The sequence below is a fragment of the Ewingella sp. CoE-038-23 genome (genome assembly GCF_040419245.1).
GTDB lineage: Bacteria > Pseudomonadota > Gammaproteobacteria > Enterobacterales > Enterobacteriaceae > Ewingella > Ewingella allii.
The window spans coordinates 3,367,816-3,389,485 of record NZ_JAZHOH010000001.1; the positions used below are offsets into that span (position 1 = coordinate 3,367,816).

Sequence of the window (21,670 nt, forward strand, 5' to 3'; positions counted from 1 at the left end):
ATCAAAATCGTTATTTTTTGACATTCAAGGCACATTTTTTTACACATCGGTCGCCGATATGCCATAAAATCATTAACACTCTCTTACACTTTGCACTGACGCATAACTAGAAGGAGTATGGATGCACAACTCTACGCCCTTGATAACCACCATCGTCGGCGGTTTGGTACTGGCCTTCCTGTTCGGGATGCTCGCCAATCGCCTTAAAATTTCCCCTCTTGTCGGCTATCTTGCCGCTGGCGTGCTTGCTGGCCCTTTTACTCCGGGCTTTGTCGCCGATACTTCTCTTGCTCCTGAGCTGGCGGAAATTGGCGTCATCCTTCTGATGTTCGGCGTAGGTTTACACTTCTCTCTCAAAGACTTATTGGCAGTAAAATCCATCGCTATCCCCGGCGCAGTGCTGCAAATCGCGGTCGCGACGCTGCTGGGTATCGGCCTGTCACGCCTGCTGGACTGGGACTTGGCTGCCGGTCTGGTCTTCGGCCTCTGTCTTTCCACCGCCAGTACCGTGGTGCTGCTGCGGGCGCTGGAAGAAAGGCAACTGATTGACAGCCAGCGCGGGCAAATTGCCATAGGCTGGCTGATAGTCGAAGACTTAGTGATGGTGCTGACGCTGGTTTTACTGCCCGCCTTTAGCAGCATGATGGAGAGTGAGCATTCAAGCTTTGGCGCGCTGGGTATGGAACTGGCGATAACCATCGGCAAAGTGATCGCCTTTATGGTGCTAATGATGGTGGTCGGCCGCCGCCTGGTGCCGTGGATCCTCGCCCGCACCGCCAGTACCGGCTCGCGTGAGCTGTTTACGCTGGCAGTTCTGGCGCTGGCGCTGGGCATTGCTTATGGCGCGGTGGAGCTGTTCGACGTCTCCTTTGCGCTGGGTGCGTTCTTCGCGGGCATGGTGCTAAACGAGTCCGAACTGAGCCAACGCGCGGCGCACGACACCCTGCCGCTGCGCGACGCCTTCGCGGTGCTGTTCTTTGTCTCTGTCGGCATGCTGTTCGACCCGCTGATCATCATCCGCGAGCCTCTGGCGGTGCTGGCGACGCTGGGCATTATCGTCTTCGGTAAATCGATCGCCGCCTTCCTGCTAGTGAAAACCTTCGGCCACTCGCGGCGCACCGCGCTGACGATCTCTGTCAGTTTGGCGCAGATTGGTGAGTTCGCCTTTATCCTCGCGGGTCTGGGTATCACGCTCGGCATGCTGTCTGAGCATGGGCGCAATCTGGTGCTGGCGGGCGCGATCCTGTCGATTATGCTCAACCCGCTGCTGTTCACTTTGCTGGAAAAATATCTGGCGAAGACCGAAACAATCGACGATCAGAGCGTGGAAGAAGCTGTCGAAGACGAGAAGCAGATCCCCTTCGACCTGTGCAATCACGCCCTGCTGGTGGGCTATGGTCGCGTGGGTAGCCTGCTGGGCGAGAAGCTTCAGGCCGCGGGCATTCCACTGGTGGTAATTGAGAACTCCCGGCCACGGGTCGAAGCGCTGCGCGAGCAAGGTATCAGCACGGTATTGGGTAACGCCGCCAATCAGGAAGTGATGGATTTGGCCCGTCTGGACTGCGCCCGCTGGCTGCTGGTGACCATTCCCAATGGCTACGAAGCCGGTGAGATTGTCGCCTCGGCAAGAACCAAACGCCCGAATATCGAGATCATCGCCCGCGCCCACTATGACGACGAAGTGCGTTACATCATGGAGCGCGGGGCAAACGAAGTGGTGATGGGTGAACGTGAAATCGCCAACAGCATGCTGAATATGCTGCATGTTGACGTAATGAAAGAAGACGAAAAGCGGCCTTACTGCCCGATTTAACGCCTTTTCGACTAGCAAAAAGCCTCCCATATGGGAGGCTTTTTTATTTCACTCAGCGATAAACCACCACCTGAAACCCTTCGTCTTCCGTCGGCGGGACAAAGTGGCTGGTGATGAAATCAAACTGCTGGTCGGTGGCGGCGAAGTCGTGCTCACCGGCCTGATTGCGGGCGCGGAGCCGGGCTTTGCACACCTCGTCGGGCACGTCGAGATAGTGCAGCTGGTTGTCAGCGCCGGACGCCTCGACAATCCCCTTCATCCATTGGCGGTTTGCTAGCGTATTGGCCGGGAAGTCGAGCACCACTGATATACCGGCTTGCAGCAAGACAATCAGGTGCGGGGCCATGGCGTCCCGTAGCTTGGCCGAGCAGCGCACGTAGTCGGCCACGCTATGCATCTCCTCGGCGTAAAGCCGCGCCAGCCACTGGTCTTCGCTAATAATCACCGTTAACGGGCGGGCAGCAAGCCGGGCAGACAGCGTAGATTTGCCCGAGGCAATTTTACCGCAGAGCAGGTGAAGAGTGGGAGTTTCCGTGGCGGTCTGGGACATGCTTTCCTCGCTTTGCTGCTAGTAAATGAATCAAAAGAGTAGCACGCGCTGGGGCGAAGAGAGCTGAAAAATAAGGCCAGCAAGAGGGCTGGCCTTATTGAGTCAAATCAAGAGCTAAAGCTGCGAAAAGCCACCGTCGACTACCACTTCAGCCCCCAGCATGTAGCGAGATTCATCGCTGGCGAGGAACACCACCGCGTTGGCGATATCTTCGGCCTCCCCCAAGTGCCCGAGGGGAATTCGCGCCGCAATGCGCTGTTTGCCAGCGTCAACTTCAGCCTCTGTACCGCCGCTGCGCCCGTGGATAGGCGTATTCATCGCCCCCGGACTGACGGCGTTGACGCGGATTTTGCGCTCTAATAGCTCTGCCGACCAACTCCGCGCCAGCGATCGCACCGCCGCTTTGGAGGCCGAAAGCAGAGACAGGCCCGGCGTGCCGACCTGATTCAGCCACGAGGTGTTGAGAATTACCGACGCGCCCGGCTGCAACAGCGGCGAAATCGCCTGCATGGAAAAGAACACGCCCTTGACGTTGATATCCATCAGCTCGTCGTAACGCGCCTCGCTGGTACTCGCCAGCGGCGAGCCGAAGGCCACACCGGCGTTGGCAAAAAACGCGTCCAGTCCGCCAAACTCAGCGGATACTTGGTCGTGGATACGGCGCAGATCCTCTGGCGCCAGCACGTCAGCCTGAATCGCCAGAACATCCCCTACCAGCTGCTGTTTAATCTGTTGCAACTTCCCGGCATCGCGCCCGGTGATCGCCACCCGCGCCCCTTCGCGCAGCATTAATTTGGCCGTAGCTAAGCCAATGCCGCTGGTGCCACCGGTGATCAATACGCGTTTATTTTTCAATCTCATACTGTGCTCCCTGAGTGGGTTGGTTTGATTGAGTTGTGAAAGTCGTAAAGCCCCGTGTCGCGGCGTCTATTGCCCCGGCGATATAACCCGGAAAGGCCGCCGACCACTCGCTAGCGATGCCCTGTAATCTCCCCTGCCAGGCGCCCTCGCGGATAAAAGCCTGAGGGATCGAATGACCCGGTTCCACGGTCAGATCGCTCGCCGTGGCGGTCAGCGGATCCTCGGCCCAGTCTTTGAAAAACTCAGCAACCGGATGCGACGCCTGCTCGCCAAACAGCCTGACCAACTGCGCACGGCAGAGATCTTTCAGGTTGCTTTCACTGGTGGTCCAGCGCGTTTTCGCCGGCATTCCCAGAAAGCCGAACAGTGCCGCAGCCTGCTCTGACGCCGAGGCATCGTGAATCTCAGCCATAGGGCCGACGGCTCTGCGTGCTTCCCCTGACAGCCCTTGCTGCCGCCAAAAAGGTCGGGAGTAAACTGCCACGTATTTGGCGTGCGGCGCCATCCAAGTGCCGGTATTGGCCCACTCTCTGGCGACGGATGCTGGCAGCGCGGGGGTGAAACGTAACCAGGATGTCGCGAAATAGGCCGGTGCAGGCCGCGCTCCAGCAGCATGTCGCCCTGCTCTTCTTGCGCGATAAGCTCAATATCAAGCTGTTGTAAAAGCTGTGCCAACTGGGTCTGAAAGGCTGGCCAGACCCACGTAGCGCCGAGATCAAAACGCTGAGTTTCATCTGCGGCGTGCAGCGACTGAATGCGCCCACCGGCCTGATCGCGCCCTTCAATCAGCAGATAATCCACGCCCGCCTGCTCCAAAAGCGCGGCGGCATACATTCCGCTCAGGCCGCCGCCAACAATGGCAACTTGCACCTGTCTCATTGCTTCACCGCCAATGTTTTCTGCCCGGGCAAATGGCCGGTTTTGATGTACAACAGCGCCCCGGCCTTGCCGGACACTAATTCAGGAAAGGTGCCAGCAGGAAGCCGCAGCCAACTGCCCGTGGAATAGGCGCTAGCGCCCTCTGTTATCTCTCCGCCCAGCACCAACAGCTCGGCCCCGGCCACCGGCTCACCGCTAAAAATCGGCTCTCCGGCGGCTAAGCTTTCCAGCCGCACCAGCTCATGCGCACTCTGGTACAGCGGGCAAATTTCACGGCCCTGCCGTTGCTGCCAGCGGCTTGCTTCCAAGGTATTGATGCGCACTCGCTGGGTATCCGCGGCGGCCATCTGCCGCAGTTTGACGAAAATCGTCGCCCCCGTTTTGCTGGAAGGCTGATGGGAAGAACCCGGCGGATTACGCAGATACCAGCCCGCCGGATAGTGCTGCTCCCCTTCGGAAAACACCCCTTCCAGCACCAAAATTTCCTCGCCGTCAGGGTGCGAATGTGTGGGGAAATCTGAGCCCGCGTCATAGCGAACAATGCTGGTGGCCCGCGCCTGTTCTGCGCCAATGCGGTCTAGCATGACGCGGTGAACGCTGGACTGCGGCGAGCTTACCCACTCATATTCATCTGCCGTGACCAGCGCGCGCAGAGAGAGGTCGTGATTGACTAACATGATGCGTTTCCGATAAGAGAGCAGACCGGCGCAGCTAAGCGCCGGAAAAAATTATGCTTTTGGCAATGAGTCGAAGGCGTCCAGCACGTGGGCGGTGTAGGTCAGCGCCGCGCCGGTATTGAGGGAAATCGCCACGGCCAGCGCTTCGACAATCTCTTCGCGCGTCGCGCCGTGTTTGGCGGCGGCTTTAACGTGAACGGAGATACAGCCGTCGCAGCGGGTGGTCACCGCCACCGCCACCGCAATCAGCTCATGGATTTTCGGGTCCAAATGGCCAGTCGCGGAAGCGCCCGCATCCATCTTGACCAGCCCGCGCATAAATTCCGGCGTCAGCTTGGCGAACTCATTCACTTTCCCCAGCAGTTCATCGCGATGTTCATTCCAGTTCAGCAACATAGAAAATCTCTTCTTCAATCAGGCGACGTGACCCATCACGTCCCTTTCGTCGCAGGCATTATTGAAATGTTAAGAGTGTTAAACAAATGAGATAAACTTGCCTTATGGCAAAGAAAAACTATCTTGCTGAAAAAGCTGAAAGCAGAGGATAGCCAGCCGTGGCTTGGCTATTTTCTGAAGAGAGAGTTAGGCGGGGGTGTTTGAGCTTAGTGAGTGCTGATATTCCAGCATCCAGTCATGGAAAATCTGCACTTCGGGGCGACTCAGCGCATGCTCCGACCGCACCATGTAATAGGACCACGTCAGTGACCATTTAAATGATGGGTAGAGCTGAATCAGCTGGCCGCTATCAATGGATTGCTGCACCAGCGCGCGGCGCACGATAGCCACGCCACGCCCGCCGAGCGCCGCCAGAATCACCGCCGAGGTAGAGTTGATATGCAGGCTATTCTGGCTTACATGGCCATAGCCGATGGTGTCCAGTACACCGCTCCACGACGGCATATTGGCGCCGGGATGCGGGGTGTCATCGTAGATAAGCTTCTGTTTATTCAGCCAATCGCAGTCGGCTTCTTGCCCAGCTTTTAAAATCAGCGGGCTGCACACCACCACTGCCTCTTCATCCATGATCCAGGTCGCGTGCAGCCCCGGCCAGTTGCCCGGCCCGCAGCGAATGCCGATATCCGCCTCGCCGTGAGCCAAATCGATATGCTTATCCGAGACGTCGAGGCGTAGGTCGATATCCTCATGGTGTTCGGCAAACAGGTTCAGGCGCGACATCAGCCAGTTCATCACCAGCACCTGCGACGCGGTAACCACAATCACCGAGCGCGCGCGGCGTCCGCGCAACTTCTTCAGGCCGCTTTCGAGCTTATCCAACCCGTCGGTGATCTCTTTCAGCGCGTCTTGCGCCTCAGCTACTACCATCAGCCGCTTTTTGCCAGAACGCGTACGAGTCAGCAGCGGATGCCCTACCCACTCCTCGAGCGAACGCACCAGCTGCCCAACCGCCGCGGGCGTCACGCCCAGCTCTTCCGCCGCCCCGGTAAAGCTGCCGTGTCGGGCCGCCGCTTCAAAGGCGTGTAGCCATTTAAGTCTATTTAAGGAGCGCATCGCAAAATCACCTGCTGATTAGTTATGCCTTCATCCTAGCCCAGAAAACGGCTAACGACATAGATTTTCTTTGTCATCAGGCAATATCTTCTGATTCGTCAGCCTGCTCGCCCCGTGGCAATCTGGGTTCATCGCCGGGCAGCTGAATCTGACAGATGCCTTGTTAATAACTGATTGATAAATAGGAATTCGAGGTCAATATGTCAGCATCATTTGCAGGTAAAAAACTATTAGTCGTCGGCGGCACCAGCGGCATGGGTCTGGAAACGGCGCGCATTGTGTTAGAAAACGGCGGCAGCGTGGTGCTGGTGGGCAATCGTCAGGCCAAAGCAGAAGAAGCGCGCCAAGCCCTGTCATCCCTTGGTCCGGTATCCATTATCGTCGCCGATCTAATGAAAGAAGCCGGTATGAAGGACGTGATGGCGGAAATTAACCGCGACCATCGCGATATCAGCCTGTTAGTCAACGCCGCTGGCGTGTTCTTCCCGAAAGCCTTCGTCGAAAACGAAGAAGCCGACTATGACATGTATATGAACATCAACCGTGCGACCTTCTTCATCACTCGCGACGTGGCAAGAAACATGGTGGCAGCGGGCATCAAAGGCTCAATTGTGAACATCGGCTCCATGTGGGCGCAGCAGGCCATCGGCGCGACGCCATCCTCGGCCTATTCCATGGCAAAAGCGGGCCTGCACGCCCTGACCAAAAATCTGGCACTGGAGCTGGGTCAGAGCGGCATCCGCGTGAATGCCGTTTCGCCAGCCGTGGTTCACACGCCGATCTATGAAGGCTTTATTCCGAAAGAGGACGTGGGCGGCGTAATGAACAGCTTCGACAGCTTCCACCCAATCGGCCGCGTCGGTACGCCGCGCGATATCGCCGACACCGTGGCTTTCTTGCTGTCTGATAAAACGACGTGGGTCACCGGCGCCATCTGGGACATCGACGGTGGCGTTATGGCGGGACGTAACGCTTAAGGTTTAAAAGCAAAAACGCGGCGAGCGCCGCGTTTTTTGTGTGCTTATTGACGCCCTAGCATCAACGCTCCCAGTACGACTCCTCGAGGCTATCTTCGCGCTCCGGCAGGCCACGCGTCAGGCGCGGGGAGTGCTGGTTGAGGACCTGATAGCTTACGCGGTTGGCGTATTTACAGACCTGAGACAGTGAGGAGTAGGTCAGATAGTCGCGGGCGTGCTTGCTGGAGTTTGGCACGCTGGTGCGGTGGAAGCCGTTGGCGGCGATGTCGTGCAGCAGGGCAGACAGCGCGCCGTCTCCAGCACCGTTGGTGTTCATGATCTTCTCCGGCCCGCCCATGTATGGCGCGATGTGGGAGTAAATTTTCAGCGGGTTCTGGCAGCTGTCGCGGCGCATGGCGCGGCTGAATTCATACTGGTTGAACTCGGCAATCGCCCCCGGCAACAGCGGGTGATTCGTCGCGCGCTTGTACTCTTCTTCGGTGTAACTGGCCATAAACAGGCCGTTCGGACCGGCCGTGCAGAGCACCAGATCCACCCACTCCAGCGCCTTATCGGCCGCCATCAGCGGGTCTTTCAAGCCCGTTAGTGCAAAACCTTCATCTTCGTTCATCGCCAAAATAGAGACATTTTCAGCGATGAAGTCGCGCCACGCCTGCGGGTTCTCAGCAATCACAAACTGGGTACCCAAGGTCAGCACCACTGGCACCTGATACTTCTTGGCATAAGCGATAGCCTGCATCGTGGCTTCTGGCATAGGTTCGCCTTCGCTACTGCGCAGCAGGTAGGAAGTCAGCACCAGCGCCGAAGCCCCGGCAATCACGTCCTCCGGCACGCTTTCCTGACGCAAATTGTTCATATGCCCAGGGCTAATCGCAAAGGTACGCTCGCCGCTGTCGCTGATCAGGGTAAAGCAGCGGCCAATGGCGCCATCCACACCTTGCAGGTAGTTCAGATCCACGCGGCTCGAGGTGTTGCACAGGTAGCGATAGGCGTAGCTGCCAATCTGCACGTGGCTGCACATCACGCCGAGCAGCACAGAGCGGTCATCGGCCAGCACCGAGTAGTTGTGCAAAGTGTTGCCGATGGTGCCACCGGCAAACTGATGGGTGATCAGCGCCTGACTCATTAATTCCTGATACAACGCCTCGGCGGTCGCATCGTCGATAACGCTGGACTCGCCGGCCTTCAGGCCATAACGAGCAACGAAGTCTTCGTCTACACGCGCTTCAATATCTACCATCGTCTGATCGATACCGACGATATAAGAAGCCCCTACTTCGCTGTCAGGCATCATGCTCTGCAACATTGAATCACGCAGTAAAGGATCGCGCGCGCTGACAGGGAAATAGTGTTTAGACTTACGTTTACCAGGAAATTTCATTGATGCTCTCTGTGGATCAAAAAACGTTAAAAATGTTGAGTCACTAACTGCTGAAGCAGATCGATATGCTCAGGCTGATCGTTAAGGGCGTCAATATAATGGAATTGCTCGCCGCCTGCGTGCATAAAGATCTCACGGTTCTCTTCTTTAATCTCTTCCAGCGTCTCCAGACAGTCTGCCGCAAAGCCTGGACACATGATCTGAATGTTCTTCACGCCCTGCGCCGGCAAGCCTTTCAGCGTCTCGTCGGTATAAGGCGTCAGCCATGGTTCACGGCCAAAGCGCGACTGGAAGGTCAGCATGATTTTTCCCGTCGGCAGGCCCAGTGCCTGAATCAGCGCCTGAGTGGTGTCGCGGCAACGCTGTTCATAATCGTCGCCCAAGGCCACAAAGCGCTTCGGAATACCGTGGAAGGAGAGCATCAGGCGATCCGGCTCGCCGTGCTCGGCGAAGGAGCGCAAAACGGTGGTTTTCAGCGCGGAAATATAGGCCGGATGCTCGGCGTAGTCGCGAATAAAGCTCAGTGACGGCAGGCGGCGCTTCTCTTTTAACACGCGCGCTACGCCGTCAAATACCGCGGCGCTGGTGGAGCAGGAGTATTGCGGGTAAAGCGGCAGAACCACCATTTTGGTGACGCCCTGCTCCAGCAGTTTGTCGATGGCATCTTCCATGCTTGGCTTGCCATAGCTCATTGCCAGTTCTACCGGAGTGCCCGGCAGGCGCTCGGCCAGTGCCTTTTGTTGGCGGCGGCTAAACACCATCAGCGGCGAGCCCTCTTCCATCCACACGCCTTTATACAGTTTGGAGACGCGCGGAGATCGCAGAGGCAGGATCACGCCGTAAAGGATCGGCAGCCAAATCAAACGATTAGTATCAACAACCCGTGGATCACCTAAAAACTCAGCCAGATACTTTTTTACGGCCTGCGGCGTTGGTGCTTCGGGCGTACCGAGATTGACCAGTAACACACCGAATTTCGTCTGCATCATGCTGAATTTCCTAAATTATTACGGCTCTTGAGCCTGGGTGACTGGAAGCCAAAAATGCGGGCTTCGACTTAACTTTGCACATTGTAACCAAAAAGACGGGGAGCGGAACCGATAACAGCTAATGGCAGAAGTAATCAATACCATTCATTTGATGAATAAAAGTGCGGGAAGCAGAAATAACAAAAGCGACCGGAGTCGCTTTTGTTGCTTCTATTATTTACGACAACGACATTAACCGAGGATAGAAGCCAGCTCTTGGCGCACTTCGTCCACTTTCTGAGTACCGTCGATACGAACGTATTGAGTGTTGCCCGCTTCAGCTTCTTTGCTGTAGTAAGACACCAATGGCTCGGTCAGATCGTGATATTCAACCAGGCGCTTACGCACGGTTTCTTCCTGATCGTCCTTACGGGTGATCAACTCTTCGCCGGTCACATCATCTTTGTTTTCCACTTTTGGCGGATTGAATTTGATGTGATAAACGCGGCCTGAGCCTGGATGAACGCGGCGACCTACGATGCGATCAACGATCAGTTCGTCAGGTACGTCGAATTCCAGCACGTAGTCCACTTTGATCCCAGCGTCTTTCATGGCATCAGCCTGAGGGATGGTGCGTGGGAAGCCGTCGAGCAAGAAACCATTGCGGCAGTCTTCCTGCTGAATGCGTTCTTTAACCAGTGCAATCACTAATTCGTCGGTCACCAGTTTACCGGCATCCATGATTTCTTTTGCTTTCTTGCCGAGCTCACTTCCAGCTTTAACAGCTGCGCGCAACATGTCACCGGTAGAAATCTGCGGAATGCCATATTTCTCCATGATGAATTGCGCTTGAGTTCCTTTACCAGCGCCCGGAGCGCCCAGCAGAATGATACGCATTGCGTAAATCCCCTTGCATGTAATTTTTATTAAAACGTACAAAACGACCAACCATATCATTCTGCTCGCCCTTCCTCAAGGAACAGGCTGCGCGCAATCAAGGTTAAGCCAGCGCCTCCTGGCGTTTAATTCGCAAGGTCTGGGAGATAACGGCCAGCACAATAATGCACCCACCAACAACGGCTTGCAGCGTTGGGGCCTCATTAAGAAACAGGAAAATCCACAGCGGCGCGAGGGCGGTTTCGAGCAGTAAAAATAGTCCGGCGTTAACCGGAGAAACAAAGCGCGTGGAGAGAGAAATCAGCCCCATCGCCAGCGGCATAATCACCGCGCCTTCGACGAACAGCCACAGCCACTGCGAACCGCTGAGCAGCGGAACAGCGTGCAGCACGCCACCGCCAGTGAAGCCCACCACGCAAACCGAGGCCAGCACGCCGCCGATTGAAGGCAAGCCCACGGTGCCGTTTTCCACTTTTGAAGCAAAGATAAAGGCTAGCGCCATAGACACTGCCGTCGCCAGCGCGAAGTAGTTGGCCAGCGGGTCATAGCCCGTCGCGCGACCGGTCATCACGATAGCTACGCCGAGCATGCCCGCGATGGCGGCCATCAGCAGCGATTTATCGATTTTGGTGCCAAAGAACAGGCGCGAAATGATCGCGGAAACAAACGGCGTCGAGGAGATGATCACCAGCACGGTGGCGATGCTGCCGCGATTTAACGCATTAACGAAGCAGGCCGACGCGATACAGAAAAACAGCGTCGACAACGCGTTTTGACGGGTGATCCACGGCATGCCGAGCACCGAGCGGCTCTTCGGCCACAGCAGGTAAACCAGCACCACCAGCCCCCACATAAACAGGCCGCGCAGCATCACAATCATCCATGAGTTATCGATACTCATGAGTCGGATAAACACGGAATCGGTACTCAGAATTATGCCGCCGAGAATACCGATCAGGTTGCCGTTAACTGGGGTAGATTTACTCATTTTTGACTCCAAAGTCGGGCTAAATCGTCGATAACACTGCCAGTGCTATCCACTTGCTGAAAGCGATTGCCCCGCGCCCAGCGGGAAATACGCAAAGTTTGGGTATGCTCGAAATAGCTGCCATTGATCTGTTTGACCTTACGCAGCTGGTCTTCAGACAGCGTCGCCACGGGGAAGCAGGCGAAAGGCAGGCCAGACGCGCTGAGCGAGGTCAGGCGTAGGCCGTTAGCCAGCGGCAGGTCGATTTTCTCGACGCTGGCCACGTTGTAAGGCTGCCAATCCGGGGCCTCCATCGCGGCAATCGCCTCCTGCAATGGCCGCTGAGAGACGGTTGATCCTTCGTACAGGCGCAGTTCGCTGCGGAACAAACAGCTGTAGTGCTCAGGGCGCACGGCAATCAGCGTCAGACCCACGGCCACCGACGCGTGTTTATGCAGCGGCGCGAGGAAAATCGAGCTGTTATTCACCAACTCATCATGCAGACCGGTGGCGAAACTATGCGAACCGTCGACCACGGTTTTATGATTCAAACCATCAAGATCGTTAATGGCCCCGGTATAAGGGTTAACGTGCGTGACCATGTTGACGCCGCTGTTTTGCCCCGGCGCGTCAATCGGCGCGGGTTTGGAGAACAGCAGTTCAATCGGCTGATAGTGGCGATGGGCGGCCAGATTCAGCGACATATTATGTTTATGCAGCAAGTGGGAGAGCATGGCTAAGCCCACACGCACCGACTGCACCAGAAAAATGTCATAATCGCCAAGACGATAGACCGTCGTCAGCTTGTCGCGCAGCACTTCCCGCAGCCGGTTTACTTCCCTGTAATAGTGATCACCGTGCTGTTGCTGCAAGGCGGGAGAGAGAGATGAAGGGTCCATCAGTCGATCAACTCACGCTGGTACAGTAACGGCAGGACGTTGTCGCGAAACACGGATCCCACTCCCACTTCGCAAGGCGGCTTGCGGTAATTCACCCAGGCGATTTCAGCGATCTCCGCGCTGGCGACGGGCTGCCCCACCACTTCCACCTGATAAACATGATTTTCAATCGCCACTTTTTCGAACTCCGCCACGCCGTGGAATAAGCCCAGTGGCGTGATTTTGGCTGTATCAACGTTAAGTTCTTCTTTTAACTCACGACGCAAACAGCTGATGTGGTCTTCTCCGGTCAGCGGCTTACCGCCGGGAGAGATAAAGATGTCAGTTCCGCGCTTGCGCGTTAGTAATAACGCGCGGTCACGGATGATCACTGCCGAACATTTGACGATAGTTTTCATCGGGTTGTCCTTCATTACGCCGCAGCGTGAGTCGCCGTTTTTAACCCCAGACTCAGGGTTTCACCGGAGAGGAATTTAATGATGTTGCGCGCCAGCGGCGTTTTCTCATTCAGATAAGCCAGAATGGTTTCGTCATTCGGCGTCGAGAAGCTGTCACCGAAAATACTCACCCCTTCCAGCGATTTAGTGGAAATACCTAATTGCAGCAGGCGATATTTCACGTCGTCAGAAGATTGAGCGAATTCATAAATTGGCGAGTGGTATTGAATGTCGTATTCATTCATCAGGTTGACCAAGAACTCTTTGGCAACCAGACGCTGCTCGGGGAATTCTTGCTGGTAGTGGGTAATACCGTCGTTAATCACGCTAATATCGTTGCGGCGGCAGAAATCCACTAAATGGGCGTGAATCGCTAATTTCTCGCCGAGTAACACCAGATTTTTACGATGACGCAAAATATCGCTTTCGATATTTTCAATGGCGATGGAGCGGAAAGTCCCGCTGATATCCTCGACGGTGTGTTCCACCACTAAATCGCCAAAGCGATTACGCAGTTCGTCTACACGGTGGGCGAGAATGCCGCGGTGCAGGGAGCAACCGCTGTTGGCAGAGTAAAGATGCACAGGAATACCCTGTAACATTAAATAACATGCGGCCAGCGTGCTATCGCGGCCACCTGTGAACATAACTAACTGCGTTCGTGGAGTCGTATTTGCTGTGGAAGTCGTTGTACCAGAAAGTGAGTTGTTCATAGTCATCCTTATTTTTTATACAGACTTAACCAGCGCGCAAGGCGCAGACTGGCGCACTTACTGAATTATCTTCAGTAGAATTACAGCGCCTGTTAGAGAGATGTGCTTCGGAACGAGGTTGAGACTAATGGGTTTTTTCGGCACAAGAAAATGATATAAACAGACAGTTGAGTTGAATTTTTCTAACAAGGTGTTGATATGGCAAACCTGCCTTCCCTGCGCGCCCTGCACTATTTCAAGCAGGCTGCGACCTTTGAAAGCTTCAGTCTGGCGGCGGAATCGCTGAACGTGACTCACAGCGCGGTGAGTCATCAAATTAAGAATTTAGAGGGCTGGCTGGGCACGCCGTTATTTAAACGCGCGGCGGGCCGGGTCTATTTAACCCGCGACGGTGAGAAATTAAAAAAATGCTGCGATCAGGTATTTGTCGAAATAGAAAATACCTGCCGTGACATTAAAGCCCGGCAGGAAAATAATTTAATTATCTCCTGCGCGCCAAGTTTTTTAGCCCAGTGGCTTATTCCGCGGATTAGCCGCTTTTCGGAACGTCATGAAAATATTGTCCTGACTTTCCAAACGCATACCGATGTTCAGCAAGTCCATGAACAGCGAACAGATATTCTAATTAAGAGTAATGAGAACCAGCTGACCAGCGATATTGAATCAACGCTGATCACCGTCGATTATATCGGCCCGGTCTGTTCGCCGAATTTCCGGTGATGCTGCCAACTTACTGATTTAGTGTATGATGGTGTTTTTGAGGTGCTCCAGTGGCTTCTGTTTCTATCAGCTGTCCCTCCTGTTCAGCTACTGACGGGGTGGTGCGTAACGGCAAAAGCACCGCCGGACATCAGCGCTATCTCTGCTCTCACTGCCGTAAAACATGGCAACTGCAGTTCACTTACACCGCTTCTCAACCCGGCACGCACCAGAAAATCATTGATATGGCCATGAATGGCGTTGGATGCCGGGCAACTGCCCGCATTATGGGCGTTGGCCTCAACACGATTTTACGTCACTTAAAAAACTCAGGCCGCAGTCGGTAACCTCGCGCATACAGCCGGGCAGTGACGTCATCGTCTGCGCGGAAATGGACGAACAGTGGGGCTATGTCGGGGCTAAATCGCGCCAGCGCTGGCTGTTTTACGCGTATGACAGGCTCCGGAAGACGGTTGTTGCGCACGTATTCGGTGAACGCACTATGGCGACGCTGGGGCGTCTTATGAGCCTGCTGTCACCCTTTGACGTGGTGATATGGATGACGGATGGCTGGCCGCTGTATGAATCCCGCCTGAAGGGAAAGCTGCACGTAATCAGCAAGCGATATACGCAGCGAATTGAGCGGCATAACCTGAATCTGAGGCAGCACCTGGCACGGCTGGGACGGAAGTCGCTGTCGTTCTCAAAATCGGTGGAGCTGCATGACAAAGTCATCGGGCATTATCTGAACATAAAACACTATCAATAAGTTGGAGTCATTACCGAATTTCCGCCACCGATTTACTTATCAGACGGACTTCTCCACCCTGCCATTGCTGCACGCCGACACCAAAATTAATGCCTGGCAGGAGTGGGCTAAGAAAACCAATGCCAAAGGCGATTTTATTGCGGGCAAGCATTTCGACAACCTGACGCTGGCGATTCAGGCGGCAAAAAACGGGCTGGGGATCATCATGACGCCGCAGATTCTGGTGAAGAAGGAGCTACAGGATGGCACGGTGATCGCGCCGCTGGGCTTCGCCGAGGTGGATCGCGCCACCTATATGCTGGTGAAAAGCGATCGCAGCCATGAGCCGGAGATCACTGCATTTCGCGGCTGGTTGCTGGAAGAAGCCAGCGGAGGCTAAGCCGTTTTCCTGCATTTAAGAGCAAAAAAAAAGCCCCGTCGCGATGACAGGGCTTTTTATGAGCATCTGAACCTTATGCTTGCAGCAGTTGGTTCATACGGCGGATAAACAGGTTTGGATCTTCCAGCGTGCCGCGCTCGGCAAACAGCGCCTGATCCAGCAGCAGTTCAACCCACTCGCTAAACTGCGCGTCATCGGCCACGTCGGAAGCACGTTTCACCAGCGCGTGGTCTGGGTTCAGCTCGAAGATGTATTTCACTTCTGGCGCTTCCTGACCGGCAGCGGCGAACAGCTTCGCCATCTGGGTAGTCATTTCATCAGCGCCGGTAGTGACAATCGCTGGCGTATCAGTCAGACGGTGGGTCAGACGCACTTCTTTCACACGGTCGCCCAGCAGGGTTTTCACGCGCTCAACGAACGGCTCCAGCGCCTTCTCAGCTTCTTTCTGCTCTTCGCTCTCTTCGTCAGCCAGCTTGTCCAACGTGTCGTCGGCCTTGCTCACGGATTGGAAGACTTTGCCATCAAACTCAGTCAGATAGCTCATCATCCACTCGTCGATACGATCGGACAGCAGCAGAACTTCGATGCCTTTCTTGCGGAACAGCTCAAGGTGCGGGCTGCTCTTCGCGGCGGCATAGCTGTCGGCGGTGATGTAGTAAATTTTGTCCTGACCTTCCACCATCTTGGCAACGTACTCTTCCAGAGAGAGAGTCTGGCTGGAGCTGTCGTTGCGGGTACTGGCGAATCGCAGCAGTTTGGCAATGGCTTCTTTGTTCGCGCCATCTTCTGCCGGGCCTTCTTTCAGCACCAGACCGAACTGTTGCCAGAATTGCAGGTACTTCTCGTTGTCGTCTTTCGCCAGTTTCTCCAGCATCTGCAATACGCGTTTGGTCAGCGCGCTGCGCAGGTTCTGGGTGATGCGGCTGTCTTGCAGGATTTCACGCGAGACGTTCAACGGCAGGTCGTTGGAATCTATCAGACCACGCACGAAACGCAGGTAGTTCGGCATGAACTGCTCGGCTTCGTCCATGATGAACACGCGCTGCACGTACAGCTTCAGGCCGTGCTTGTGGTCGCGGTTCCACATATCCCAAGGGGCTTGTGAAGGGATATACAGCAGGCTGGTGTACTCCTGCTTACCTTCAACGCGGTTGTGGCTCCAGCTCAGCGGATCGCTGAAGTCATGGGAGATATGTTTGTAGAATTCGGTGTACTCTTCGTCGGTGACTTCCGATTTACCGCGGGTCCACAGGGCCTGCGCCTTGTTGATTTGCTCCCAGGTGACGGTGTCATCTTCTTCATTGCGGGTTTCAACTTCAACCGGCAAGGCGATGTGGTCGGAATATTTGCTGATAATCGAGCGCACGCGCCAATCGTCGAGGAACTCATCCTGATCTTCGCGCAGGTGCAGAGTGATTTCGGTGCCGCGATCGGCTTTCTCGATATCTGCCAGAGTGTACTCGCCTTCACCAGCAGATTCCCAGAACACGCCCTCATCTTTGCTCGCGCCAGCAGCGCGGGTGCGCACGGTCACTTTGTCCGCCACGATAAACGCGGAGTAGAAGCCTACGCCGAACTGGCCGATCAGCTGGCTGTCTTTCGCCTGCTCGGAACCGACGGATTGCAGGAAGGCTTTAGTACCTGATTTAGCGATAGTGCCGAGGTTGTCGATCACTTCGTCACGGGTCATCCCGATGCCGTTGTCGCTCAGGGTCAGGGTACGTTTTTCTTTATCGAACGCCAGACGCACGTGCAGTTCGCCATCACCCTCATAGAGTTCAGGCTTGGAGAGCGCGCGGAAACGCAGTTTGTCGGCGGCATCTGAGGCGTTGGAGATCAGCTCACGCAGGAAAATCTCTTTGTTGGAATATAAGGAGTGGATCATCAGATGCAGCAGCTGCTTAACTTCAGACTGGAAGCCGCGGGTTTCTTGTCCTTTCATACTCATCAAATTACCTCAGTTACGCTATTTGAATTGTCATTATGCTGGCAAGCCCAGCCTTACAGGCGGCACATTGGCCAAAATAAAACGCTGAGGAGTAGATGGGGTTATCAGGAGGATAATTCAAGGGAAAAGAGAGCGTTTGGCTTAAAACTGAACCGCCACGCGTGAAATCGCGCGCGTGGCGGCAATTAACAGGTCAGAACTTGAAAGGTGCGCGTCCCGCCAGAGAGTGCGACAGCGTGGTGCCATCCACCATCTCCAGCTCACCGCCCATCGGTACGCCGTGCGCGATGCGGCTCGCCAGCACGCCGTACTGGCCGCACATTTCGGCGATGTAGTTCGCCGTCGCCTCACCTTCGACCGTCGGGTTGGTCGCCAGAATCACCTCTTTCATGCTTTCGCTTTCCAGACGATGCTCTAAACGATCTAAACCGATGTCATCCGGGCCAATGCCGTCCATCGGAGACAGATGGCCCATCAGGACAAAATAGCGACCGGAGAACTGACCGGTTTGTTCTATAGCATGGATGTCAGCCGGGCTTTCTACCACGCAAATCTGACCGTTTTCTTTGCGCCGTGGGTTGGCGCAAATGGTGCAGATATCCTGCTCGGTGAAAGTGCGGCAATCAGCGCAGTGGCCGATTTCAGACATCGCACGCGTTAACGACTGCGCCAGCCGCATTCCACCGCTGCGATCGCGCTGCAACAGTTGGAATGCCATGCGCTGCGCCGATTTCGGGCCAACGCCCGGCAGGCAGCGCAACGCCTCCATTAGTGATTCAAGGAGTGGGCTGGTTTGCATCAGAATGGCATCTTAAAGCCTGGTGGCAATTGCATGCCGCCGGATACAGAAGCCATTTTCTCTTTCTGAGTTTCTTCAATGCGACGCGCCGCGTCGTTGAAAGCCGCCGCGATCAGGTCTTCCAGCATGTCTTTGTCGTCTTCCAGCAGGCTTGGGTCGATTTCCACACGACGGCAGTTGTGCGCGCCGTTAATGGTGACTTTAACCATGCCCGCGCCAGATTCGCCGGTCACTTCTAACTGGGCGATTTCTGCCTGTACCTGCTGCATTTTTTCCTGCATTTGCTGGGCCTGTTTCATCAGGTTACCAATGCCGCCTTTTCCAAACATAATCATCTCTCTTTGCGTCGGGCCGCGGGGATTTGCGGCGTTTAAACAGGGCGAATACTCTCTTCATCAAGCTCGGCGTCGAAGAAACGGCGCAGAGTTTGAATATTGTTATCCGCAATAATCGACTGGCGCGCCTGCGCCAGCTTCTCTTCATATATGGCTTGTCGCCACTCCAGAGGCGTTTTGACCGCCAGATTATCATCTTCTAGCACGGTGAGTTCAACCGGCGTCTGATGGAGTGTCGATAGTGCGTCCGTCAGCACTTTTTGTGCCGAAGGGGAATTCAAGTGGCGCTGCGAAGAGCGCAGATGCAAAGTGATTTTCCCGGCTTCAACCTTTTCACACCACGCGTTCAGGGCCAGTTGCTGAACCAGTTTTGGCATCACCATCTGGTTGATTTCAGCCGCCCAGCCGTCGCGCTCAGTGGCTTCGACCGCCAGACGCGCGGCCAGTTCCGGCGACTTCTCATGCTCCAGCGCGGTGCGCAGCGCCTTGGGCGTCGCCACCGGCTCGGGTGCCTCTTCCGGCTCGTTCAGGGCTTTCCAGCGATAAGCTTCTTCTTTTACGGGCTGCTCAGGTTCTTTCTCTTTTCTGGCGCTGGCCTGCGTTTGCACACGCTCAGTCACCGAAGCTAAACGCTCCAGGGCTGAGTTTGCCGGCCGCGCTTTTCCTGGCGCTGCCGGCTCAGCTTTTTTTGGGGTGGTATTCCCCTGCTGCCTGAGTAGTTGTGTTCGGGCCTGTAACAGTTGCGCCGTGGTATCTGAGATACCTGGCTGCGGCGCGCCTTGCGGCGGCGGTGTTTCTTGCTGAGAAGTTCTGCTTTGCGGCTGGGCTTCTGGCGCAGCAGAAGGCGCTGGCACAGTGGCTGCTGGGGCTACCGACGGCTGGACTACAGGTTCAGCAATCACCACTTTTGGGTGGAAAGCCAAGGCGCGCAGCAGGGTCATCTCGACGCCCATGCGCTTGTCCGGCGCGTAGGCCAGTTCTTTGCGGCCAATCAGCAACGTTTGGTAATAAAGCTGCACATCGGCAGGCGGGATAACCCGCGCCAGCTCGCGCAGGCGTTGCTCAATGGCGGCGTAATGGTTGTCGAGCACCGTGGGTAACAGCTGTACCATAGCGATGCGATGCAGCAACGCCAGCGTTTCCACCAGCAGGTTTTCCCAGTCAACGCCGCGAGAAGCAGCATGCTCCACCTGCGCCATCATCTGCGCGCCGTCGGCGCTCACCAGGGCTTCAAGCACGGCTAGCGGCTGCTCGTCATCCAGCGTCCCCAGCATCTGCGACACGGTTTCGGTGGTTACTGCGCCCTGCCCCATGGCGATAGCTTGGTCGGTCAGGCTCAGGCCGTCACGCATACTGCCGTCGGCCGCGCGGGCCAGCAGTTGCAGAGCGCGCGGCTCGCTGCTGATCTGCTCGGCGGTCAGCACCACGTCGAGCTGCTTGCGAATTTGTTCGACATCCAGCGCCTTCAGGTGGAACTGCAGGCAGCGGGAGAGAATTGTCACCGGCAACTTCTGTGGATCAGTAGTAGCCAGCAAGAATTTGACGTGCGAAGGCGGCTCTTCCAGCGTTTTCAACAGCGCATTGAAGCTGTGACGCGAGAGCATGTGGACTTCGTCAATCAGGTAAACTTTGAAGCGACCGCGCGCTGGCGCATATTGCACGTTGTCCAGCAGTTCGCGGGTATCTTCTACTTTGGTACGGGACGCGGCGTCGATTTCAATCAGATCAACAAAACGGCCCTGTTCGATTTCACGGCAGTTATCACACACGCCGCACGGCGTAGAAGTAATACCGGTTTCACAGTTCAGCCCTTTCGCTAACAGGCGCGCAATGGTGGTCTTCCCCACACCGCGGGTGCCGGAAAACAGATAAGCGTGATGGATGCGTCCGAGCGACAGGCCGTTGGCCAGCGCGGTCAGCACATGTTCCTGTCCGACGACGTCGGCGAAAGTTTGAGGGCGCCACTTACGGGCCAGAACCTGATAGCTCATTAATACCGGAGAAGTCGAGTGGTCGGGAGGGTCATGCTATCACAGCCTCGCCTGGGCAGGCGAGGCTTGTGTCAATCAATGGCCTGGGAAGTCGACCAGGCTGTAGCAGTTGATATTCATCTTGCTCAGGCGCTCTGCACCGCCGAGATCGAACAGATTAATGATGAATGCTGCGTCAGTCACTTCCCCCCCCAAACGGCGGATCAGCTTCACGGTGGCTTCGATGGTGCCGCCGGTTGCCAGCAGGTCATCGATAACCAGGATCTTCTCACCGGCATTGATAGAGTCAGTGTGGATTTCCAGACTGTCAGTGCCGTATTCCAACTCATAGCTTTCGCTCAGGGTTTCGCGTGGCAATTTACCCGGTTTACGCACTGGCACAAAACCCACACCCAGAGCCAAGGCCACCGGAGCACCAAACAAGAAACCACGCGCTTCGGTACCCACCACTTTGGTGACGCCGGAGTCACGATAACGGTCGGCCAGCAGTTGAATGCTGGCGGCATAGGCTGCCGGGTCTTCCAGCAGGCTGGTGACGTCGCGGAACAGAATGCCCGGTTTCGGGTAGTCTTGAATGGATTTAATGCTGTTTTTGATAAACTCTAGCTGCTGTGCGGTAGCTGTCATAATAAGTGCCTGATAAAACTGCTGTTCATACTTAAACGCGAACCAGTAAATGGCTCATGCCTTACAAAAGTGTTTGGCTGTTTAAGGAAGGAAATTGGCGCGCATGAGGGTGCGCGAGATGCCCAAATCTATGCAAAGCCGCTTTAAAAAGCAACCCGCAGCCGGACATGATCACCTTTTTTGTTGCTTTAGGTCAACCACTGGTAAGCGCCACATCATGATAAGCAGCCCGAACATGATACAAAGCAGTAAAACGCGCACCCACCACAGCGGGACAAAATAGAGAGAAATGGCAAACGTAATGAGGATCACCAGCACGGCTTTGCCTTTTGCGCCGGGTGGCAAGGCGCGATGTTCCTGCCAGTGGCGCAGGTAACTGCCAAACCACGAGCGATATAGCAGCCAGTAGTGAAAACGCGGCGACGAGCGAGCAAAGCACCATGCCGCCAGCAGCAGAAACGGCGTGGTAGGTAATAAAGGCAGCACTACGCCCAGCGTCGCCAGCACCACGCATACCCACCCCAGAATGATCAACAAAACACGTTTCATACAATCCTTGTCGACTTGTCTATGTTATCGATGTCGCTATGCCGCC

Annotated in this window: 22 protein-coding genes, 3 pseudogenes and 1 other annotated feature; of the genes and pseudogenes, 5 read left to right on the plus strand and 20 right to left on the minus strand. The window is 55.6% G+C overall.

Features of this window, described 5'->3' with window-relative positions; translation table 11 throughout:
- The first annotated feature begins 121 nt into the window (after window positions 1-121).
- The gene (gene ybaL / locus V2154_RS16050; RefSeq protein ID WP_353503027.1) at window positions 122-1,813 is read left to right on the plus strand and encodes a YbaL family putative K(+) efflux transporter; all 1,692 of its coding nucleotides are present in this window, start codon (window positions 122-124) and stop codon (window positions 1,811-1,813) included.
- A gap of 52 nt (window positions 1,814-1,865) precedes the next feature.
- Here the strand turns inward: ybaL and V2154_RS16055 are convergent, their stop codons facing one another.
- From V2154_RS16055 to V2154_RS16085, 7 genes and pseudogenes are all read right to left on the minus strand, one after another.
- The gene (locus V2154_RS16055; protein WP_353503028.1) at window positions 1,866-2,363 is read right to left on the minus strand and encodes a P-loop nucleotide/nucleoside kinase family protein; all 498 of its coding nucleotides are present in this window, start codon (window positions 2,361-2,363) and stop codon (window positions 1,866-1,868) included.
- A 114-nt stretch (window positions 2,364-2,477) separates the two neighbouring features.
- A complete protein-coding gene (locus tag V2154_RS16060) occupies window positions 2,478-3,224 on the minus strand; it encodes an SDR family oxidoreductase (protein ID WP_353503029.1) in 747 nt (248 codons plus the stop codon).
- Complete coding sequence (locus V2154_RS16065; RefSeq protein ID WP_353503030.1) at window positions 3,208-3,729, minus strand: FAD-dependent oxidoreductase; 522 nt, start codon at window positions 3,727-3,729, stop codon at window positions 3,208-3,210. Before V2154_RS16065 ends, V2154_RS16060 begins: the two co-directional genes overlap by 17 nt.
- Before the next feature lie 194 nt (window positions 3,730-3,923).
- Window positions 3,924-4,103: pseudogene (locus V2154_RS16070) on the minus strand (NAD(P)-binding protein); the annotation flags it as partial.
- Complete coding sequence (locus tag V2154_RS16075; protein WP_353503031.1) at window positions 4,100-4,780, minus strand: cupin domain-containing protein; 681 nt, start codon at window positions 4,778-4,780, stop codon at window positions 4,100-4,102. The gene V2154_RS16075 and the pseudogene V2154_RS16070, both read right to left, overlap by 4 nt.
- A 51-nt stretch (window positions 4,781-4,831) precedes the next feature.
- Complete coding sequence (locus V2154_RS16080) at window positions 4,832-5,176, minus strand: carboxymuconolactone decarboxylase family protein (RefSeq protein ID WP_353503032.1); 345 nt, start codon at window positions 5,174-5,176, stop codon at window positions 4,832-4,834.
- 186 nt (window positions 5,177-5,362) lie between these two features.
- A complete protein-coding gene (locus tag V2154_RS16085) occupies window positions 5,363-6,289 on the minus strand; it encodes a LysR substrate-binding domain-containing protein (RefSeq protein ID WP_353503033.1) in 927 nt (308 codons plus the stop codon).
- 200 nt (window positions 6,290-6,489) lie between these two features.
- On the opposite strand from V2154_RS16085, the gene V2154_RS16090 reads away from it, so the two are divergent.
- Window positions 6,490-7,266 (plus strand): SDR family NAD(P)-dependent oxidoreductase, encoded by a 777-nt coding sequence (locus V2154_RS16090; protein WP_353503034.1) that lies wholly within the window; start codon window positions 6,490-6,492, stop codon window positions 7,264-7,266.
- Between the two features lie 61 nt (window positions 7,267-7,327).
- Here V2154_RS16090 and V2154_RS16095 read toward each other — a convergent pair whose 3' ends face one another.
- From V2154_RS16095 to V2154_RS16125, 7 genes are all read right to left on the minus strand, one after another.
- Window positions 7,328-8,647: an inosine/guanosine kinase gene (locus tag V2154_RS16095; RefSeq protein ID WP_353503035.1), complete on the minus strand. Its 1,320-nt coding sequence runs from the start codon at window positions 8,645-8,647 to the stop codon at window positions 7,328-7,330.
- A gap of 26 nt (window positions 8,648-8,673) precedes the next feature.
- Complete coding sequence (gene hemH / locus V2154_RS16100; RefSeq protein ID WP_353503036.1) at window positions 8,674-9,636, minus strand: ferrochelatase; 963 nt, start codon at window positions 9,634-9,636, stop codon at window positions 8,674-8,676.
- 231 nt (window positions 9,637-9,867) lie between these two features.
- Entirely contained in the window at window positions 9,868-10,512 is a 645-nt protein-coding gene (adk, locus tag V2154_RS16105; RefSeq protein WP_353503037.1) for an adenylate kinase, read from the minus strand.
- Window positions 10,513-10,615: 103 nt separating this feature from the next.
- Window positions 10,616-11,500 carry a DMT family transporter gene (locus tag V2154_RS16110; RefSeq protein WP_353503038.1) on the minus strand — a complete coding sequence of 295 codons (885 nt, stop codon included), beginning with the start codon at window positions 11,498-11,500 and terminating at the stop codon, window positions 10,616-10,618.
- On the minus strand, window positions 11,497-12,378 hold the full coding sequence (locus tag V2154_RS16115; RefSeq protein ID WP_353503039.1) for a DUF6024 family protein: 882 nt from the start codon (window positions 12,376-12,378) through the stop codon (window positions 11,497-11,499). The genes V2154_RS16110 and V2154_RS16115 overlap by 4 nt, the downstream gene beginning before the upstream one ends.
- A complete protein-coding gene (locus V2154_RS16120) occupies window positions 12,378-12,776 on the minus strand; it encodes an NUDIX hydrolase (RefSeq protein ID WP_100937457.1) in 399 nt (132 codons plus the stop codon). Before V2154_RS16120 ends, V2154_RS16115 begins: the two co-directional genes overlap by 1 nt.
- A gap of 14 nt (window positions 12,777-12,790) precedes the next feature.
- Entirely contained in the window at window positions 12,791-13,462 is a 672-nt protein-coding gene (locus V2154_RS16125) for a hypothetical protein (protein WP_034792312.1), read from the minus strand.
- A 264-nt stretch (window positions 13,463-13,726) separates the two neighbouring features.
- Between V2154_RS16125 and V2154_RS16130 the strand changes: the two are divergent.
- The 3 genes and pseudogenes from V2154_RS16130 to V2154_RS16140 all read left to right on the plus strand — a co-directional run.
- Window positions 13,727-14,242, plus strand: a pseudogene (locus tag V2154_RS16130) (LysR family transcriptional regulator); the annotation flags it as partial.
- Between the two features lie 56 nt (window positions 14,243-14,298).
- Window positions 14,299-14,996 (plus strand): IS1-like element IS1A family transposase gene (locus V2154_RS16135; protein ID WP_103215986.1). Its coding sequence is split into 2 segments (ribosomal slippage): window positions 14,299-14,548 and window positions 14,548-14,996, totalling 699 coding nucleotides; the frame shifts between segments, so codons are not numbered across the junction.
- 13 nt (window positions 14,997-15,009) lie between these two features.
- A pseudogene (locus tag V2154_RS16140) lies at window positions 15,010-15,375 on the plus strand (LysR substrate-binding domain-containing protein); the annotation flags it as partial.
- Between the two features lie 73 nt (window positions 15,376-15,448).
- Here the strand turns inward: V2154_RS16140 and htpG are convergent.
- The 6 genes from htpG to V2154_RS16170 all read right to left on the minus strand — a co-directional run bounded on the left by htpG (window position 15,449) and on the right by V2154_RS16170 (window position 21,624).
- Window positions 15,449-17,317 (minus strand): molecular chaperone HtpG, encoded by a 1,869-nt coding sequence (htpG, locus tag V2154_RS16145; RefSeq protein ID WP_353504014.1) that lies wholly within the window; start codon window positions 17,315-17,317, stop codon window positions 15,449-15,451.
- A 199-nt stretch (window positions 17,318-17,516) separates the two neighbouring features.
- Window positions 17,517-18,122, minus strand: a complete 606-nt coding sequence (recR, locus tag V2154_RS16150; protein ID WP_353503040.1) for a recombination mediator RecR — start codon at window positions 18,120-18,122, stop codon at window positions 17,517-17,519.
- On the minus strand, window positions 18,122-18,451 hold the full coding sequence (locus V2154_RS16155) for a YbaB/EbfC family nucleoid-associated protein (protein ID WP_353503041.1): 330 nt from the start codon (window positions 18,449-18,451) through the stop codon (window positions 18,122-18,124). Before V2154_RS16155 ends, recR begins: the two co-directional genes overlap by 1 nt.
- Window positions 18,452-18,492: 41 nt before the next feature.
- Window positions 18,493-20,448, minus strand: coding sequence for a DNA polymerase III subunit gamma/tau (gene dnaX / locus V2154_RS16160; protein ID WP_353503042.1), 1,956 nt, complete (start codon window positions 20,446-20,448; stop codon window positions 18,493-18,495).
- Window positions 19,102-19,166 (minus strand) — a sequence feature (DnaX frameshifting element). It overlaps the preceding gene by 65 nt.
- 75 nt (window positions 20,449-20,523) lie before the next feature.
- The gene (gene apt / locus V2154_RS16165) at window positions 20,524-21,075 is read right to left on the minus strand and encodes an adenine phosphoribosyltransferase (RefSeq protein ID WP_353503043.1); all 552 of its coding nucleotides are present in this window, start codon (window positions 21,073-21,075) and stop codon (window positions 20,524-20,526) included.
- A gap of 171 nt (window positions 21,076-21,246) precedes the next feature.
- On the minus strand, window positions 21,247-21,624 hold the full coding sequence (locus tag V2154_RS16170) for a DUF454 family protein (RefSeq protein WP_353503044.1): 378 nt from the start codon (window positions 21,622-21,624) through the stop codon (window positions 21,247-21,249).
- Window positions 21,625-21,670: the final 46 nt, after the last annotated feature.

Excerpts from the sequence above, each read along its gene's own strand:
- ybaL (WP_353503027.1), top strand. The coding sequence starts at position 122 with ATGCACAACTCTACGCCCTTGATAACCACCATCGTCGGCGGTTTGGTA.
- V2154_RS16055 (WP_353503028.1), bottom strand. The coding sequence starts at position 2,363 with ATGTCCCAGACCGCCACGGAAACTCCCACTCTTCACCTGCTCTGCGGT.
- V2154_RS16060 (WP_353503029.1), bottom strand. The coding sequence starts at position 3,224 with ATGAGATTGAAAAATAAACGCGTATTGATCACCGGTGGCACCAGCGGC.
- V2154_RS16065 (WP_353503030.1), bottom strand. The coding sequence starts at position 3,729 with ATGGCGCCGCACGCCAAATACGTGGCAGTTTACTCCCGACCTTTTTGG.
- V2154_RS16075 (WP_353503031.1), bottom strand. The coding sequence starts at position 4,780 with ATGTTAGTCAATCACGACCTCTCTCTGCGCGCGCTGGTCACGGCAGAT.
- V2154_RS16080 (WP_353503032.1), bottom strand. The coding sequence starts at position 5,176 with ATGTTGCTGAACTGGAATGAACATCGCGATGAACTGCTGGGGAAAGTG.
- V2154_RS16085 (WP_353503033.1), bottom strand. The coding sequence starts at position 6,289 with ATGCGCTCCTTAAATAGACTTAAATGGCTACACGCCTTTGAAGCGGCG.
- V2154_RS16090 (WP_353503034.1), top strand. The coding sequence starts at position 6,490 with ATGTCAGCATCATTTGCAGGTAAAAAACTATTAGTCGTCGGCGGCACC.
- V2154_RS16095 (WP_353503035.1), bottom strand. The coding sequence starts at position 8,647 with ATGAAATTTCCTGGTAAACGTAAGTCTAAACACTATTTCCCTGTCAGC.
- hemH (WP_353503036.1), bottom strand. The coding sequence starts at position 9,636 with ATGATGCAGACGAAATTCGGTGTGTTACTGGTCAATCTCGGTACGCCC.
- adk (WP_353503037.1), bottom strand. The coding sequence starts at position 10,512 with ATGCGTATCATTCTGCTGGGCGCTCCGGGCGCTGGTAAAGGAACTCAA.
- V2154_RS16110 (WP_353503038.1), bottom strand. The coding sequence starts at position 11,500 with ATGAGTAAATCTACCCCAGTTAACGGCAACCTGATCGGTATTCTCGGC.
- V2154_RS16115 (WP_353503039.1), bottom strand. The coding sequence starts at position 12,378 with ATGGACCCTTCATCTCTCTCTCCCGCCTTGCAGCAACAGCACGGTGAT.
- V2154_RS16120 (WP_100937457.1), bottom strand. The coding sequence starts at position 12,776 with ATGAAAACTATCGTCAAATGTTCGGCAGTGATCATCCGTGACCGCGCG.
- V2154_RS16125 (WP_034792312.1), bottom strand. The coding sequence starts at position 13,462 with ATGTTCACAGGTGGCCGCGATAGCACGCTGGCCGCATGTTATTTAATG.
- htpG (WP_353504014.1), bottom strand. The coding sequence starts at position 17,317 with ATGAAAGGACAAGAAACCCGCGGCTTCCAGTCTGAAGTTAAGCAGCTG.
- recR (WP_353503040.1), bottom strand. The coding sequence starts at position 18,122 with ATGCAAACCAGCCCACTCCTTGAATCACTAATGGAGGCGTTGCGCTGC.
- V2154_RS16155 (WP_353503041.1), bottom strand. The coding sequence starts at position 18,451 with ATGTTTGGAAAAGGCGGCATTGGTAACCTGATGAAACAGGCCCAGCAA.
- dnaX (WP_353503042.1), bottom strand. The coding sequence starts at position 20,448 with ATGAGCTATCAGGTTCTGGCCCGTAAGTGGCGCCCTCAAACTTTCGCC.
- apt (WP_353503043.1), bottom strand. The coding sequence starts at position 21,075 with ATGACAGCTACCGCACAGCAGCTAGAGTTTATCAAAAACAGCATTAAA.
- V2154_RS16170 (WP_353503044.1), bottom strand. The coding sequence starts at position 21,624 with ATGAAACGTGTTTTGTTGATCATTCTGGGGTGGGTATGCGTGGTGCTG.